The following is a 15,570-nucleotide window of genomic DNA, read 5'->3' on the forward strand; positions in this document are numbered from 1 at the left end:
CTGATCTTCCGTCACCGAACGGGCGTCGTTCGTGACCACCGCTCCGTCGTTGGTGGTCTCTCCATTATTATTCCCATTATCACTGATATCCGCATTAGCAGTCGGATCAGGCAACGGCGGCGGTACATAGTCGGGGTCAATACCCGCCGTCGGGGTCACTTCTCCGCCGAGCAAGGAGAACTGCAGGCCCTGACCGATTTCATCACCCGTTCCAGAAGCACCGTCCTCAGCGCCAGCTGCTGTTGCTTCCTGATCTTCCGCTATATCCTCACCGGCGGCGAGTGTGGCCAGCAAATCCTGGAATTCGGGATTTTCCTCTTCAGCAGACTCGATAGCCGCCAGCTGTTGATGACTGTCCAGGCCGACAACAAAAGAATCGCCACTATTTAACTGGCGAACAGAGCCGTCGGCAAAACTGATCGCGACATGGCTACCATCAGTTACCTGGAGGACATCACCCTCATGAATGGGATCACCCATTTTGAGCTCACGGAGAGCACCGTCTGGAGAAACAACTACCACTGTGGCGCCTTCAGTCGATGCAACAAATCCGAGAATTTGCTGGTCTTGACCGGACTCGACGGTGTTTGCTTGTGAAGTTTGCTCGTTCATGATTTCAACCCTCCCGGCTCAATCCGGCTTAAACTTGGTCACATCTCTCACTTGACATGTGTCCTGCTATTAGAGTTCTACACCAACGGTGTAGAGCAGTTCTCCAATGGCGCGAAATATCCTATATTCATTGTAGAGAAGATCCTGCCTGGCAGTGACCAGAGACTGTTTGGCAGTGATCATTTCATTTTCAGTATTCAAAAGATCGAGGAGCGTGCGGCGACCAAGATCGAACTGCTGAATATACGCTGCTTTTGTTGATTCAGAATCCCGAACATAATCCTCAAGTACCGGGATTTGATCGCGCACTGCCTCATAGGCAACCCACGCCAAGTGCGTCTCCTGCTCGACCTGGCGATAGGTGTTGTTACGTACTTCTTTTGCCTTTTCCACCAGGTGGGCAAATTGCTGTTTCTTTGCTTCATCGGAACGACCTCGATAAAGGTTATAACGCATACGCAACATGACCGTCAGATCATCGACCTGCTCGTCTACGCCGTCGATATTCTTATTCAGGTCACGCTCCAGCTCGACATGAAACTGTGGGTAAAAGGTACTTTTTGTCTGTTCGTACTGAAAGTTCACAGCTTTGACATCCGATGCGGCGGATTTCAGCAACGGATGCGCCTCAATAGCCCTGGCAATGGCTTCATCGACTGTAGCAGGCAAATATTTACTGTAGGTGCCGGGTGCAACCAACTCACCTTCCTGGGGATAACGTCCAACTACTCGCTGAAAATTTGTTTTAGCATCCAGTAGATTTGCTGTCTGATTAATGACGTTCGTTTTTGCCAGGGCCAAACGACCGGATATCTGATCAAAATCAGCGGTACTGCCCACGCCGGAATCGGCACGTTTTTTCATCTTGTCATAAATATTTTCATGTGTAGCCAATGTTTGCTTGGCCAACGCAAGGATGTCTTGCTGCTTGATGACTTCCAGATAGGATCTGACTACCTCTAGAGCAATATTCTCGCCCACGGAATAGGCACGATGCTCAGCACTTTCGTGCCTGGCCATCTGATTTTTGTGTTCATTTGGAGTACTAAATCCGTCAAACACCAGTTGTTTGACGTTTAACTGAGCCTCGTGTCTCTCCAGCTCATTGCGTGTGCGGTCAGGATCAGAAAACTGGCGTGATGTGGGGTCTCTCTCCTGATAACCAAACCCGGCCAGTAGGTCAACAGAGGGATAATAGCCACCCAACGCTTCCCTTATTTGTCTTTCCCGTGCATCGACTTCACGAAGTTCCGCTTGAACCTCCGGATTGGATTGCAACGTTTCAGCAATAGCATCCCGCATATTTATTGTTTGTGCATTCAATTGCATCGAGAAGCAAGCAGCCCCGGCAATAGAAAAAAATGTCAGATATCGGTTAAAAAACATTATTACTTCCTGTCCTTCTTGTATTGCCTTCGGAATATAAAATCATAGTGATTATATATGGTTAGATTTATAACACAGAATTTGGGTGAACCAGTTACCGTTTGGATTGGTAAAATGACCACTTAAGTAGTGATCTATTTCAATTACGGCAACTAGCGTTCCCTGAACGCCAACTCTTTGGTTTTCAGGATGGGTTTGAGTAGATAGTCCAGAATGGTTTTCTGACCGGTCAGAATATCGACCTGAACAATCATCCCCGGAATAATTGGCAATGGATCGTCTTCGTTGCCCAAATGGCTGCTGTCCGTTCGCAACCTTACCTGGTAGTAGCTAACGCCCTCTTCGTCCACAATCGTGTCCGGGCTGATTCTGATCACCTTGGCCGGCAAACCACCGTGAATCGAAAAATCGTAAGCCGTAAACTTGACCGTTGCCTGCTGCCCGGGATGAATAAAAGCAATATCGGAAGGCGAGACACGGGCATCCACCAATAATGAATCATCAAACGGCACAATCTCAACCAGATCCTCCCCGGGCTGGATGACACCGCCGATCGTTTTAACTTTAATCTGCTTGACGATGCCTTTCATGGGCGAACGAACCAAGGTCCGGGTCACCCGATCTTCCAACGCCTGGTTACTTTGGCCGATACGGCCCAGTTCAGCCATCACCTCATTCAGTTCTGCACGGGACTCACTGGCAAAAGTTTGCGAATAGCTTTCGGCATTTTTAATTGCCTCCTGGTAAGCAGATTCCAGCTGGGGAATTGATATTGTCGCCCTGTCCAGCTCACCTTTAAGATCGTTAGCCTGACGCTCCAAGCGAAGTAATTCCACCTGGGAAACGGCACCCTGGGAAACCAGTGGACGGGTAAACTCGAGCTCTTGGCGAAGCAGACGGTAGCTGTCAGACAGGCTTTGCCGATTGACCCGCATTGAGGACAGTTCCTGCTTCTTTTGTGAAACCTTCTGATTGAGGCTGTCCAGCTGCGAGAGATGAGCCTGTTTGCGGGATTCGTATAATGCCCGCTCACTGGCAACCAATATTTCATTGTGAACATCGCCCAGCTTTTCCAGCTCTTCATCAAATCCGGTGCTATTGGCCTCAGCTCGCAACCGCGCAGCTTTGACCGTCAGCTGTTCGACTTGTAGCGAGCGCTCCCGGTAAGTCGATGCAAAAATGGTATCGTCAATCTGTAAAAGCGGTTGGCCGCGGTCGACCACCTCGCCTTCAGTGACAAACAGCACCTCCAGTATGCCGCCCTCCAGATTCTGCACTATCTGGATATTGCTGGAAGGGACAATTTTGCCCTCCCCACGGGCAAATTCATCAATTCTGGCCAGACTGGCCCAAATTATCATAATGACCAGAAATGCTGCGATCACCCATAACAACACCTGAGAAACAAACGGTGACTGCTTCAGTACCGCCTCTGAGGAGTACGACATGTACTTCAGGTCGACAGCAGAGGTCTTGTCCAGTTGACGGCGCAATTTTTCCAGTTGTTGCTTGGGCATCAGCCTTTCCCTCTGATTTTGCCTTCCTTGAGGGCCGCCAGCACTTCCGACTTTGGACCATCGCTAATGATCACACCCCTATCGACCACAATCAGGCGGTCAACCAGAGTCAACATACTCATCTTATGGGTAATGATCAGCAACGTACTGTTCGAAAAACGGGTTTTTATCTGCTGGGTCAAGCGCTCTTCTGTCCCCTGATCCATGGCCGATGTCGGTTCATCCATCACCAGCACACGGGGTTTGCGAAGAAATACCCGAGCCATCGCAATGGCGCTGCGCTGACCTCCGGAAAGTGTTTCTCCCCGCTCGCCCACCGGCATTTCAAAACCCAATGGATGGCTGTTGACCAACTCCAGTATACCAGCCTGCTCTGCGGCATCGACCACCTGCTGATCTGTAATACCATTCAGGCCAAACGTTATATTGTCTCTCAGCGTGCCAAAATACAGTTTTGCATCCTGTGCCACATAGGCCACGTTATGACGCAAATCTGCCGGATCGAGTTGATTGATATCGAAACCGTCCATCAGCACAGACCCACTGGTGGGCTCATACAAACGTATCAGAAGCTTGGCAAGGGTCGATTTACCTGAACCAATTCGACCGATAATCGCCACTTTTTCGCCGGAATTGATGGTGATATTGACATTTTCGAGTGCCGGCCTGGGCTGCTCCGGGTAACTAAACGTCACTTGCTTGATGCGGATATCCCCGTGAAAAACAGGGCGTGTCAGGTAACGTTTATCCGGTTCACGCTCAACCGGCAGGGCCATTACCTCATTCAGGGACTTCAGGGTCGCCTCCGCATGGTCATAACTGACCAGCAAATTAGCAATCTGACTTAGCGGCGCCAGTGCACGTCCATTCAAAATCACACAGGCAATCAGACCACCGAGCGTGAGGTTCTGATCGGCTATCAGATAAACACCCCACACTACGATGGCAACCATGGCTACCTGCTGCAGGAACTGAACAGCCTGAAGTGCGCTGTTGGAGGTCAAACGCGATTGCAGACTCCATTGCGAGACATAACCCACCGCCTGTTCCCAACCTCGCTGGATCTGACTTTCAGCACCCAGCGTCTTGATGGTTTCGATACCCACCAGGCTTTCGATTAATGTGGCATTTTTCTTGGCACTGCCCCGCATGACATTTTCAATGGTGGGACGAAGCTTTTTCTGGGCCCGAAATCCAAGGTAAAGCGCTATTGGGAACACCGTTAACGGGACAAACACCAACCAGCCGCCCAGGTACCAGATGAACACTATAAAGAGAACCACAAAGGGCAGATCGATCAGGGTCAGAATGGTGGAAGAGGTGACAAAATTTCGCAGCATATCGAAATCGTGTAGACGGGACGCAAAGGCACCGGTGGAATTGGGCCTGGCAGACATCTTCAGATTAAGCACCTTTTCGAGCAGTTGTGCAGAGAGCACCACATCTGAACGTTTTGCGGCCAGCTCTACCAGATAGGCACGCAGCAGTTTTAAGACCAGATCAAATGTGTAGACAATGAGCACACCGACAGCCAGCGCCCAGAGAGTCTCCACTGCGTTGTTAGGCACCACCCGGTCATAGACATTCATGACAAACAGGGGTTGGGCCAAAACAAAGAAATTAATCAGGAAAGACGCTAACAGGACATCGCGATAAATCTTCCAGGAGCTGCGCATGACGCCCCAGAACCAATGATCTCCGGTTTTCTGATAAATTTTTGGTGTGCGGGAATCAAATTGCTGCATTGGCCTGACATAAAAGACATGGCCACTGTGAAGCCCTTTCAGCGTTTCAAAATCCACTTGCTCGGAGGTATTGTTTTGAGGATCGGTTAATACAGCCAACTGCAACTCAGCATCCAGGCTGGACAAAACCACGGCCTGACCACTGTTAAGTAGCAGCACACAGGGTAAAACTTCCTGCGGAATATTATCCAGTTGTCGAGCAAGCAGAATCGAGGCCAGGCCCGCCCGGTTTGCCGCCCGGTTAAACAACTCCGGCGTCAGTTTTCCATCTACCAGCGGTAGGCCGGACGACAGAGCAGAAAGTGAGGTCGGGCGACCTTCCAGTCCAGCCAACAACAACAGGCAATCCATGAGCTCATGGGTGTTAATCTCTGCCGTATCCTGATGATATGCTGCTTTTTGCTCAGGCGTAGTCATAAATAGTATTCTTCATAAATGGTCAGTATCAGTGGCTGCGCAATGCTAACATGCCGGTGACTGAACACCCAGCGGGGTTATTTCGATGGTTTTTGCCGATATAATTCCAGCCAACACACTTACTTTACAGACAAATCAGTTGTACCCATGCCAACCAGCAGCAGTCTTTTAACCAACCCGGTAAACCGTCGGTTCTCTATCGCACCCATGATGGACTTAACCGATCAATACTGTCGTTATTTTCACCGGTTGCTGAGCAGGCAAAGTGTCCTCTATACAGAAATGGTCACCACCGGAGCATTGATTTACGGCGACCGGCCAAGACATTTACAGTTTCACTCAGCGGAACACCCCGTGGCTTTGCAGCTTGGCGGCAGTGATCCCACCGAGCTGGCCACGGCCGTTAATATTGCCAGTAGTTACTGTTACGATGAAATCAACCTGAACTGTGGCTGTCCCAGCGACCGGGTACAATCAGGCAAATTCGGCGCAATTTTAATGAAAGACCCCGGGCTGGTTGCACAGTGTTTTCAAGCCATGCAGGAAGTGAGTACCGTTCCTGTCACGATAAAACACCGCACCGGGATTGATGAACAGGACAGTTACGCCTTCTTATCTGACTTTATCGGCACTGTTGCAGAAGCAGGTTGTCAGACCTTTATCGTTCATGCGCGCAAAGCTTGGTTAAAGGGATTAAGTCCGAAGCAGAATCGTGATATTCCACCGCTGGAGTACGAGAAGGTTTATCGTCTGAAAAAGGACTTTCCACAACTGGAAATCATTCTAAATGGTGGTGTCACAACCTTAAATGATACCAAGGCACATCTGGATCACGTCGATGGCGTCATGATGGGCCGGGAGGCATACCAAAATCCTTATTTACTCGCTGAGGTCGATCGAGAGCTCTACCACGATCACCGTTTATCGCCTGACAGGGAGCAAATTCTGGAGAACTTCGCTGTTTTCATGACAGAGGAACTGTCTAAAGGCACCAGGCTCAGTCATATGACCAGACATATTCTTGGCCTCTATCAGGGTATGCCTGGCGCGAGAAAATTTCGGCGTTATATCAGTGAACATGCTCACCGGCCAGACGCCGGTATAGAGGTTCTTTACGGTGCCATGGCGGCAATGCAAAGCACTCAAACCCATATACAACTAACCGAGCCTATTTAATATGATCAGCAAACTGGATCAATTGCGCGAAATGACTGTCGTTGTTGCGGATACTGGTGACATCGACGCCATTAACCACTATCAGCCCATTGATGCCACCACAAACCCATCCCTGATCCTGAAAGCTGCCGAACTGGAAAGTTATCGCCCCCTGCTGGAACAATCAGTCAACCGCGCCAGGCAGTCACATCCGGACTGGTTGCCGGAATGCATGGACATGCTGGCGGTAGGCATTGGCCGGGAAATACTTCAGCTGATTCCCGGTCGGGTCTCAACAGAAATTGATGCCCGCCTCTCGTTCGACACGGAAGCAACCATCGCCCGAGGTATGAGCCTAGTAGAGAAATACCAGAATGCCGGTATTGCTAGCGACAGGATTCTGCTGAAGATAGCAGCAACCTGGGAGGGTATACGCGCCGCCGAACAACTGGAAAAATCTGGCGTCCAATGTAATTTGACGCTCCTGTTCAGTTTTGAACAGGCAGCGGCAGCAGCAGATGCAGGCGCCTTTTTGATTTCCCCTTTTGTGGGTCGTATTCTCGACTGGCATAAACGTCACAGCGGCAAGACAGATTATCTGCCTGAAGAGGATCCCGGTGTTCTCTCAGTGAAATCAATCTACAATTTTTACAAGCAGTACGGTTACGACACTATTGTCATGGGTGCCAGTTTTCGAAATACGGATCAAATCGAAGCACTTGCAGGCTGTGATCGCTTAACCATAAGCCCACAACTACTGGAAGCATTAAACAATGATAGCGGCCACCTGGCACGCCAGCTCCATCCGGACAACACTGGGGAACCAATTGATTGCGATCAGTTAAATGAAGCAAGCTTTCGTTATCAATTAAACAACAATGCAATGGCCACCGAAAAACTCGCCGAGGGAATACGCAATTTCATAGCTGATCAGGACAAACTGGAGAAACGGCTGATGGGAGAAACAACTCGATGATAGACCAGATCAAACAGTTTTTTTCTACCAGAATTGATGAGCCCGACGGCGAACCTGTTCATCAGAGGCAGCTTGCGGCAGCCGCGCTAATGGTCGAAATCATGGTCATTGACAGGACTCTGAGCGAAGACGAACAAAAGATTATCCGACAACTACTGGAAAACCAGTTTTCCCTGTCACACGAAGAAATCGAGACGTTAGTCCGTCTCGCTCACAGCGAAGTTAACGATGCCACATCACTGTTTCAGTTCACTCGATTGATCAATGATCATTTTGCCGTGCACGAAAAAAGGGAGCTGGTCGAAAACCTATGGCGAGTTGCCTTTGCTGACAATCAATTGGACAAACACGAAGAAGCGCTGATTCGGCGAATTTCAGAGTTACTGTACGTCTCCCACACAGATTTCATTCAGGCAAAACACCGCGCCAACCAGAACTACGGAAATTAACGGGTCTGCTCGAGAGAGCGTATCAAATCGATGAATTCCTGCTGATTTCTCTCATTTAACACAGACAACAACCGGTGTGCTTCAAGCACACGATCCCGAACCTCTTCCACTTCCACATCTGGGCTAATATCAGGCAACTCCTGATAGTCCGCCGCAGATGACGATGATTCCTGGATGATATTGAATATCTCATCCAACCCCATCACAGCAAGCACCTGATAAAGGCTTTCATCATTACAGAACACAGTAGGTTTGATACCAAAATGGTCATGGCTGTAGATAGCGAGCTTGGCCAACAAACCCAATGTCGTGCTATCGACGGCAATAGTATCAAGCATGTCGATCACCACCTCAGCGACATTACCGGTCTGAAAAATGGCTTCAATATAATTGTTCAGCGAAGTGCACAGAGTAACGCGTACATCACCAACCAGCTTGATAAGGTAAACATCATCGTCATGAGAAACCAGAATTTTACCCGGTTGCACTAATACCCCCTGCGCACGGTCAAAACAGTGACATCGTCGGGCGCATCTTTCAGCTGGTTGATACACAAACCTTCACAAATCGCCTCTATGGATCCGTCTGATTTGGCCACCGCATCTGCAATAAACTGCTGTTTTTCACTGTAGGAGTTTCCCGGTAAAAATTCCAGTACACCATCCGACACCACAGTCAGAACAAACTTTTCTGGCAACTTGATTTCCTCTACTGCCCAATGACCTTCAGGAAAAATACCAATCGGTTTACCTTTGCCCGGCAACAGTGAAACCTGGTCATCGGTAACCAGCACCGGCATCGGCATATGGGCAGCAACTGAATACCGCAAAATATTCTGCTCCATATCAATAGATGCAGAGAACATGGTCAAATGTTTATCGAGCCCCAGTGCCATAATCTGTTTATTGATGTGCTCAATAAAGCCCTCTGGAGCTCTGGTCATGGCCCCATAATCATTGCGACTGATATGCCTTCGCAAAATACGATTAAGAATGAATTTCAACAGGACAGTTAAAAATGCAGAAGAGGCACCGTGCCCCGACACATCCGCGACATAAAGCACCATATAACGATCAAAAATGACGTTGTAGCCGACAAAATCTCCGCTCAGAAACAGCGACGGGACAATCCGATGAGCAATTTCGTAGTCGCCATGATAGAGCGGGGTCACCGGCAACAGGCTGCTCTGCACCTGCCGACCTGCCATTTGATCAACTTCCAGTATCCGGAGACTCTCTTCCAACTCACGGTTTGCTTTTTCCAGCTGCTCACGGTACTGGCGGTTTTGCACCATCAGGCTTTTACAATGTGACGCGCGTTCAACAGCCTCTAGAAACCGGTCGCCATCAAATGGTTTGATAACCACGTCCGCCGCATAGTTATGGAAAAGTGCAACCACATCCCGGGGATCCGTTTCCGGGAGCACAACAACATAGGCAATATCCACATCCTGAGAGGGAAGACAGGCAAACTTTTCTCGAATCACCGAGAGAGGGAAATCGATCACCACGACACCGGGGTGGTCGATTTTGATTGCTGCGAGAGCATTTTCAGGATTATCAAAAATTGAAACGCGCCAACTGGTGTCGACCAGATGCGCGTTCAAGGCATGACATTTTTCCTGACTGTCGGCAACAATAAACAGTTTGCCGTTCTTATCCATAGGTTACTCGGAACTGATATCCAGTTGATCAGGTATAAGCTCCATGCCCTCTTCGATAGTTGCTTTCCCGGGCAACTGTCGATTAGCAAAGAAAAATGAACTGGGGTTAAAAATCCTTATAGTCCCCGAAGTCATCTTCCACACCGCCATCCGTCAGCAAAAATTTACGACGCTGTAAGTATGCATCGCGGATAAAGCTGTAGCGCTCGCCGCGCACGAACTTTTCAGCCTCGAGGAGATCGGCACGGGTAGAAATCACCTCGGCGCCGTAGATCTGATTTCGGGTTGGGACATGGTCTATTTCGTTAATAGGGTTGATAAACCAATCGACGATCCGGGCCGGGCCGTCACGAACAGTGCTGGGACCGATCAACGGTAACACCAGATAAGGGCCACTATCTACACCCCAGACACCCAGTGTCTGGCCGAAATCTTCCCCATCATTTTTTGGCAGGCCAAAATGATCGGCCACATCAAAAAAACCCACCAGACCGATAGTGGTGTTGATGACAAAGCGTCCAGTGTCATTCCCTGCCTGACGGAATTTCCCCTGCAACAGATCGTTGAAAACGTTCACCACTTCACCAACATTGGAGAACATCCTGCTGACTCCACGCTCAACCGGATCAGGCGTGACTGCCCGGTAACCCTTGGCGATAGGCTTCAGCGTATAAGTATCCACGGTATCGTTGAACGCAAACATCTTGCGGTTGAAGCCTTCCCAAGGATCGTCGGGGTTCCCCGCAGCAAATACATGGGTAGATAACATAACGCCAGTCAGCAACAGCACTATTTTTTTCATCTGGGGTGTTCTCCCTGCTTTTTATAATCTGATAACAACAAATTCTCGCAATTCTACACGCTGAATTTTTTCAGGTATACCGTAATCATCCAAAACCACACGCCACAAGTCTCCCGACCCTACCGCTCAGCAGATAACAACCTTGTGTCATAAAACTGACATATTAAGATACCAACACCCGTTTATGTCTGTTTCGGAAAAAACAGCAACTATAAAGCAAGCATCGACGATATCGAGATATCAAGTATTAAATAAACAAGAGTGGAATCATAACTATGAAACGAACTGCCATTTTCCTAGCTGTTAGCGGCTTTACCCTGTGCCCTGCCCTGTTCGCAAATGCAGACGAAGCAACCCTGCAGGAATTGAGAGCTCAGGTTGCCGTCCTGACTGAGCGCCTCAATGAAATGGAGGCAAAAACCAAAGTAATGGAGGAAAAAACCAATCAGGTGGTTGCCACCGCAAAACCAGCCACCTCCTGGGCCGACAGAATCCAGTGGCACGGCGATGTCCGGTACCGTGTCGAACAGACTGACAAAGACAGCGCCTACGATGACATCAACCGCAACCGGGTACGTGCGCGTATTGGTCTCACCGCTCAGGTTTCCGATGAATTCAAAGCGGGCGTAGCACTGGCCAGCGGAAGTGAATCGCCAACATCCGCCAACCAGACTCTCGGAGGGGGAGGCAGCTCCAAACAAATCAATCTGGATATGGCCTGGATTGACTGGAATTTTGCCGAAAACCTGAACCTGGTGGCCGGCAAGACCAAAAATCCTTTCTATACCCCTGGTGGTAGCGGCCTGGTATGGGATAGCGATTATCGCCCTGAGGGCGGGCACCTGTCCTATGACAATGGCTCGATCTGGGCCATTGCCGCCTATCACTTTCTGAATAGCTACGATGGCAGCAAAGGGACGGACGATATCGAGGAGATGTTTGGTGCCCAGCTAGGCTATAACGCAACAGTTTCCGACAAAACATCTCTAAAGGTGGGTACCAGCTACCTTTTATATACCGGTTGCCGGCAGTGCCGCTTTTTTTGAGGATAGTGATGATAATGCCGAGTTCTTCGGTAACACAGGGATTGGCGGATCCCATGCACTGGATTATGAAGTTGCCGAAGTCTTTGCCGAGTTGAACACCAAGCTCGCTGGTATACCAACTATGCTGTTTGCCGATTACGTCAAAAACACCGATAGCGACGCCGATGAAGACACAGGCTATGCGGCAGGATTCAAACTTGGCAAGGTAAAAGGCAGGGGTGATCTGGCCTTCAGCTATCTGTATCAGGATCTGGAAGCCGATGCTGTCTTTGCCGCTTTCTCTGACTCGGATTTCGCTGGTGGCGGCACCGACGTGGAAGGACATAAATACGGAGCCTATCTCGGCCTCAGCAAGAACACCACAGCAAGCCTGTCCTACTACGACACCGAAATCGGCAAAGTCAGAGGTGAAGGCAAAAAGAGTGACTACGACGCCATCAAGCTCAACGTAGAGGCGAAATTCTAACCGGTCGTCCCGCCAAGTATCAGAAAAATGGCCCACCCCGGGCCATTTTTTGGTTGGACCCAATAGTTTTCATTCCCGCCAACTGGGCCAACCTCTCTCAGTAGACAGATTGCATAAAACAACGACTGTCACCAAATTGTCACGAAACTATCACGGCGCTGAAACAATCGCGACATAAGGTTCTCCTGTCTGAAGCAATCAGGCTAAACGCGTTTAGTTATTTGAGGAGAACGATTCGATGAAATCAAAAACATCTGCAATTTTAATCACCGGCGCCATGCTGAGTGCCGCTGTTTTGCCTGTTCAGGCGGACCCCATGCTGGATCTTCTGAAAGTGTTGCGGGATAAAGGTGCTATCAGTGCGCAAGACTACAACACCATCGCAAATGCAGCCAAAGCCAAGGAAGAAAAAACACTTGCTGAAAAAGAAGAAATTGTAAGCATGGTTCAGGAGGCTGACAAAAAAGCGTCCATCGTCACATTAAGTGAAAAAGGACTTAATTTTCAATCAGTTGATAAGGCGTTCACCGCAAATATCGGCGGCAGAATTCATACTGATTACGTCAACATAGATGACGAATTCTTCGATCGGAACTCCGGTGCCGATGAATTTGGTAATGCAGCCAAGTTTCGTCGTGCTCGCATCGGCATGGAGGGGACCATGTTTACCGACTGGAGCTACGCGCTTGAAATCAACTACGGTCAGGATGAAAGCACTGAATTTACTGATGCGACCATTGGTTACACCGGATTTGACAATGTCAAGTTAAAACTTGGCCGCCACAAAATGCCAAGTGGCCTGGAAGAGTTGACCAGCTCGAACCGCATTTCGATGATGGAAAGAACCGCTGCCACCAACACTTTTGCCAAAGGCCGACGCAACGGGTTTACCGCAGAAACTAAGGGCTCCAACTGGACACTGACCGGTGGCGTCTATCTTGGCGAAGGTGTAAGCAAAGAAGATAACGAGGGCAAAGACACAGACTATGGATATGGCGGTCGTTTTACTTTTGCCCCTCTGCATGAAAAAACCCAGCTTGTTCACCTAGGTGTCTCTTATCAACGTGAAGAATTTGAAAAGACTTTTGATGGCAATGAACTCGCCACCAACAATGGTCGTTTGAGGGCAAGGCCCGGCGTACATTTCTTCAACGATCGACCAGTACAAGTGCGTTACCGGAATACTGAATATACCGATACCATTGGCCTGGAAGCAGCCACAGTCATGGGTCCCCTCTCACTGCAAGGTGAGTATTTTAGACAAGACCTAAGTCGTGAAGATGCGAAAGATGCAGATGTAGATGGCTGGTACGCTCAGGCAACTTACACACTAACTGGCGAATCTCGCGGCTATCGGGGCGGAAAGATGCGCACCATCTCGCCGAAAAATCGCTTGGGTATGGGTGGTTACGGCGCATGGGAATTGGTTGCCCGCTATGACACGCTTGATTTGTTCGATAGTAGCGCTGCCAATGAACTGACTGACAGCATTCGGGGTACCGAGATCAAAACACTGACCCTGGGCGTCAACTGGTACGTCAACGACACCATCAGATTCATGGCTAACTTCGTCGATGCCGAGATTGATTCCGATGACGTTAGTAACATGGAAGGCGATGTCAAAGCCTTTATGGTCCGCGGTCAAGTCGCCTTTTAATTTACAGGACCTCTTCTCCTGAAACCTTAAACCCCACCTCTAAACTGGTGGGGTTTTTTTTGATCAAAATGTAGCAGCAACTACAAACCTCTACGGAGCAACTACCATGAAGATAAAGTCGCGCTTTCTAGCATTAACAATAACTGCTGGGGGTTGGCTATTCAGCAGCATGTTGGCTGCAGAATTGCCGAAAAACCATAGCATTAATAGAGGTGATGTGATCGCAGTACACCTTCATCAGCTAAGGCCAACACAAGCAGCTGTCGGTTACGATCAGATTTTTTACAAGCTTGGTCGTTATCAACATGACAGAGAAAAGAAATTTGATGAAATCTGTGAAACTAATGGCCAAAAGTCAATCGTTACTGTTTCAGCCAAGTCCACAGCCTCTGTTGCCAGTTCATTTGAATGCACTGACCCCATTGGGACTCACAAAATGGATATGAAAACTGTGGTTATTGGCCCTGACCATCAATTGTATTTAACGGACGGACATCACACATTTAACGTATTTTGGCATATGGAGGATGGTGGAGCCGACTTCGAAGTCAATGTTGTTGTTGCCGACGACTATCGTGATACTCCCACAATGGAAGATTTCTGGCTAAAAATGGAAGCGGCAAATAATCTTTGGCTTTACGATGAAAAATTTAAAAAAATTGCACATAGAACACTGCCCGAATCACTGGGCTTGGAGAACTTTCATAACAACGTTTATCGTGCATTAATGTATTTCTCTAGAAAAATTGCCTGGGAAAAACCCAAGCCAGCGATTAACTTTGTGGAATTTTACTGGGGTAAAGAAATCCACGATAAAATCAATCTCAATAAATATGATTTGAACTCAATGAAGGGTTATCAAAAAGCCGTTAAAGATGTGAGTGAGCTGATTTTGTCCATTGATAGTAACAATATCGGAGGTATCGGAAAATCCGCAAAGCAAATGGGGCAGTACGATGGTTTTGATAAAAAGGAATTTGAGAAGCTCGCGAGAAAAGGCAAAAAACTGGATTATATGCTTCTCTACAAAAAGCAGGCCTCAGGCAAGGGGCTTAGCTTTGATAAAGCTGTAAATCATAGCGTTAATCTTATCTTTAGAGATCAGACGACCCTTTTTTCTACTACTGATTTGATGAAGATACCAGCTATGAACATCTCGAATGAAGTCAATGCGTTGATCGAAATACCCACAGGCACATCGGCAAAATGGGAACTGAATAGGCACAATACGCATCAAATTATTTGGGAACTCAAAAACGACAAACCTCGTATTGTTAATTACTTGGGCTATCCAGGTAATTACGGCACCATCCCTAGCACTGCAATGCCTAAAGAATTGGGTGGAGATGGTGACCCTCTTGATGTTTTGGTTCTGGGGCAATCAATTCCGCGCGGCGAGGTTATCTCAGTTCGCTTAATTGCTGTGCTAAAAATGCTTGATGGTGGTGAGCAAGATGACAAGCTGATTGCTGTTATCTCAGAAGACAGCCCATTCTCCGGTGTTGAGTCCATCTCGCAATTGAATAGCCAATTTCCCGGAGTATTGGATATCATCAGGATTTGGTTCGAGAGTTATAAGGGGCCAAACGGCGACATGGAAAGCCAAGGCTTTGGAGACCATATAGAAGCAATGGCAGTTTTGAAAAAATCCATTCAAGCCTATCAAAACCTTTGACAAG

Annotated in this window: 14 protein-coding genes; 7 read left to right on the top strand and 7 right to left on the bottom strand. The window is 48.5% G+C overall.

Features of this window, described 5'->3' with window-relative positions; all coding sequences use genetic code 11:
- The 4 genes from AACZ64_RS09115 to AACZ64_RS09130 all read right to left on the bottom strand — a co-directional run.
- On the bottom strand, positions 1-612 hold a 612-nt coding region (locus tag AACZ64_RS09115), incomplete at its 3' end, for a retention module-containing protein (RefSeq protein WP_339639907.1).
- Between the two features lie 69 nt (positions 613-681).
- The gene (locus tag AACZ64_RS09120; RefSeq protein WP_339639908.1) at positions 682-1,998 is read right to left on the bottom strand and encodes a TolC family outer membrane protein; all 1,317 of its coding nucleotides are present in this window, start codon (positions 1,996-1,998) and stop codon (positions 682-684) included.
- Between the two features lie 152 nt (positions 1,999-2,150).
- Positions 2,151-3,515 carry an HlyD family type I secretion periplasmic adaptor subunit gene (locus AACZ64_RS09125; protein WP_339639909.1) on the bottom strand — a complete coding sequence of 455 codons (1,365 nt, stop codon included), beginning with the start codon at positions 3,513-3,515 and terminating at the stop codon, positions 2,151-2,153.
- Positions 3,515-5,677, bottom strand: a complete 2,163-nt coding sequence (locus tag AACZ64_RS09130; RefSeq protein ID WP_339639910.1) for a type I secretion system permease/ATPase — start codon at positions 5,675-5,677, stop codon at positions 3,515-3,517. The genes AACZ64_RS09125 and AACZ64_RS09130 overlap by 1 nt, the downstream gene beginning before the upstream one ends.
- A 147-nt stretch (positions 5,678-5,824) precedes the next feature.
- Between AACZ64_RS09130 and dusA the strand changes: the two genes are divergently transcribed.
- Genes dusA through AACZ64_RS09145 form a run of 3 tightly spaced genes read left to right on the top strand, consistent with a single transcriptional unit; the run spans position 5,825 to position 8,257 of the window.
- Entirely contained in the window at positions 5,825-6,853 is a 1,029-nt protein-coding gene (gene dusA / locus AACZ64_RS09135; protein ID WP_339639911.1) for a tRNA dihydrouridine(20/20a) synthase DusA, read from the top strand.
- 1 nt (position 6,854) lies between these two features.
- A complete protein-coding gene (tal, locus tag AACZ64_RS09140; RefSeq protein ID WP_036860405.1) occupies positions 6,855-7,808 on the top strand; it encodes a transaldolase in 954 nt (317 codons plus the stop codon).
- Positions 7,805-8,257, top strand: a complete 453-nt coding sequence (locus AACZ64_RS09145) for a TerB family tellurite resistance protein (RefSeq protein WP_036860406.1) — start codon at positions 7,805-7,807, stop codon at positions 8,255-8,257. Before tal ends, AACZ64_RS09145 begins: the two co-directional genes overlap by 4 nt.
- Here the strand turns inward: AACZ64_RS09145 and AACZ64_RS09150 are convergent.
- The 3 genes from AACZ64_RS09150 to AACZ64_RS09160 all read right to left on the bottom strand — a co-directional run bounded on the left by AACZ64_RS09150 (position 8,254) and on the right by AACZ64_RS09160 (position 10,722).
- Positions 8,254-8,745 carry an STAS domain-containing protein gene (locus AACZ64_RS09150; protein ID WP_036860408.1) on the bottom strand — a complete coding sequence of 164 codons (492 nt, stop codon included), beginning with the start codon at positions 8,743-8,745 and terminating at the stop codon, positions 8,254-8,256. The genes AACZ64_RS09145 and AACZ64_RS09150 overlap by 4 nt on opposite strands.
- Positions 8,745-9,920: a SpoIIE family protein phosphatase gene (locus AACZ64_RS09155; protein WP_293614291.1), complete on the bottom strand. Its 1,176-nt coding sequence runs from the start codon at positions 9,918-9,920 to the stop codon at positions 8,745-8,747. Before AACZ64_RS09155 ends, AACZ64_RS09150 begins: the two co-directional genes overlap by 1 nt.
- 106 nt (positions 9,921-10,026) lie before the next feature.
- On the bottom strand, positions 10,027-10,722 hold the full coding sequence (locus AACZ64_RS09160; RefSeq protein WP_293614290.1) for a VacJ family lipoprotein: 696 nt from the start codon (positions 10,720-10,722) through the stop codon (positions 10,027-10,029).
- Positions 10,723-10,997: 275 nt separating this feature from the next.
- On the opposite strand from AACZ64_RS09160, the gene AACZ64_RS09165 reads away from it, so the two are divergent.
- The 4 genes from AACZ64_RS09165 (at position 10,998) to AACZ64_RS09180 (ending at position 15,566) form a co-directional block, all read left to right on the top strand.
- Positions 10,998-11,768 (top strand): putative porin, encoded by a 771-nt coding sequence (locus AACZ64_RS09165; RefSeq protein WP_339639912.1) that lies wholly within the window; start codon positions 10,998-11,000, stop codon positions 11,766-11,768.
- A gap of 121 nt (positions 11,769-11,889) precedes the next feature.
- Positions 11,890-12,234 (top strand): putative porin, encoded by a 345-nt coding sequence (locus AACZ64_RS09170; protein WP_339639913.1) that lies wholly within the window; start codon positions 11,890-11,892, stop codon positions 12,232-12,234.
- Between the two features lie 238 nt (positions 12,235-12,472).
- Positions 12,473-13,891: a porin gene (locus tag AACZ64_RS09175; protein ID WP_339639914.1), complete on the top strand. Its 1,419-nt coding sequence runs from the start codon at positions 12,473-12,475 to the stop codon at positions 13,889-13,891.
- A 106-nt stretch (positions 13,892-13,997) separates the two neighbouring features.
- On the top strand, positions 13,998-15,566 hold the full coding sequence (locus AACZ64_RS09180; protein ID WP_339639915.1) for a ParB-like protein: 1,569 nt from the start codon (positions 13,998-14,000) through the stop codon (positions 15,564-15,566).
- Positions 15,567-15,570: the final 4 nt, after the last annotated feature.

Source organism: uncultured Porticoccus sp., assembly GCF_963975625.1.
Lineage (GTDB): Bacteria > Pseudomonadota > Gammaproteobacteria > Pseudomonadales > Porticoccaceae > Porticoccus.

Coding starts and splice junctions, on each gene's coding strand:
- AACZ64_RS09120 (WP_339639908.1), bottom strand. CDS start 1,998: ATGTTTTTTAACCGATATCTGACATTTTTTTCTATTGCCGGGGCTGCT.
- AACZ64_RS09125 (WP_339639909.1), bottom strand. CDS start 3,515: ATGCCCAAGCAACAACTGGAAAAATTGCGCCGTCAACTGGACAAGACC.
- AACZ64_RS09130 (WP_339639910.1), bottom strand. CDS start 5,677: ATGACTACGCCTGAGCAAAAAGCAGCATATCATCAGGATACGGCAGAG.
- dusA (WP_339639911.1), top strand. CDS start 5,825: ATGCCAACCAGCAGCAGTCTTTTAACCAACCCGGTAAACCGTCGGTTC.
- tal (WP_036860405.1), top strand. CDS start 6,855: ATGATCAGCAAACTGGATCAATTGCGCGAAATGACTGTCGTTGTTGCG.
- AACZ64_RS09145 (WP_036860406.1), top strand. CDS start 7,805: ATGATAGACCAGATCAAACAGTTTTTTTCTACCAGAATTGATGAGCCC.
- AACZ64_RS09155 (WP_293614291.1), bottom strand. CDS start 9,920: ATGGATAAGAACGGCAAACTGTTTATTGTTGCCGACAGTCAGGAAAAA.
- AACZ64_RS09160 (WP_293614290.1), bottom strand. CDS start 10,722: ATGAAAAAAATAGTGCTGTTGCTGACTGGCGTTATGTTATCTACCCAT.
- AACZ64_RS09165 (WP_339639912.1), top strand. CDS start 10,998: ATGAAACGAACTGCCATTTTCCTAGCTGTTAGCGGCTTTACCCTGTGC.
- AACZ64_RS09170 (WP_339639913.1), top strand. CDS start 11,890: ATGCTGTTTGCCGATTACGTCAAAAACACCGATAGCGACGCCGATGAA.
- AACZ64_RS09175 (WP_339639914.1), top strand. CDS start 12,473: ATGAAATCAAAAACATCTGCAATTTTAATCACCGGCGCCATGCTGAGT.
- AACZ64_RS09180 (WP_339639915.1), top strand. CDS start 13,998: ATGAAGATAAAGTCGCGCTTTCTAGCATTAACAATAACTGCTGGGGGT.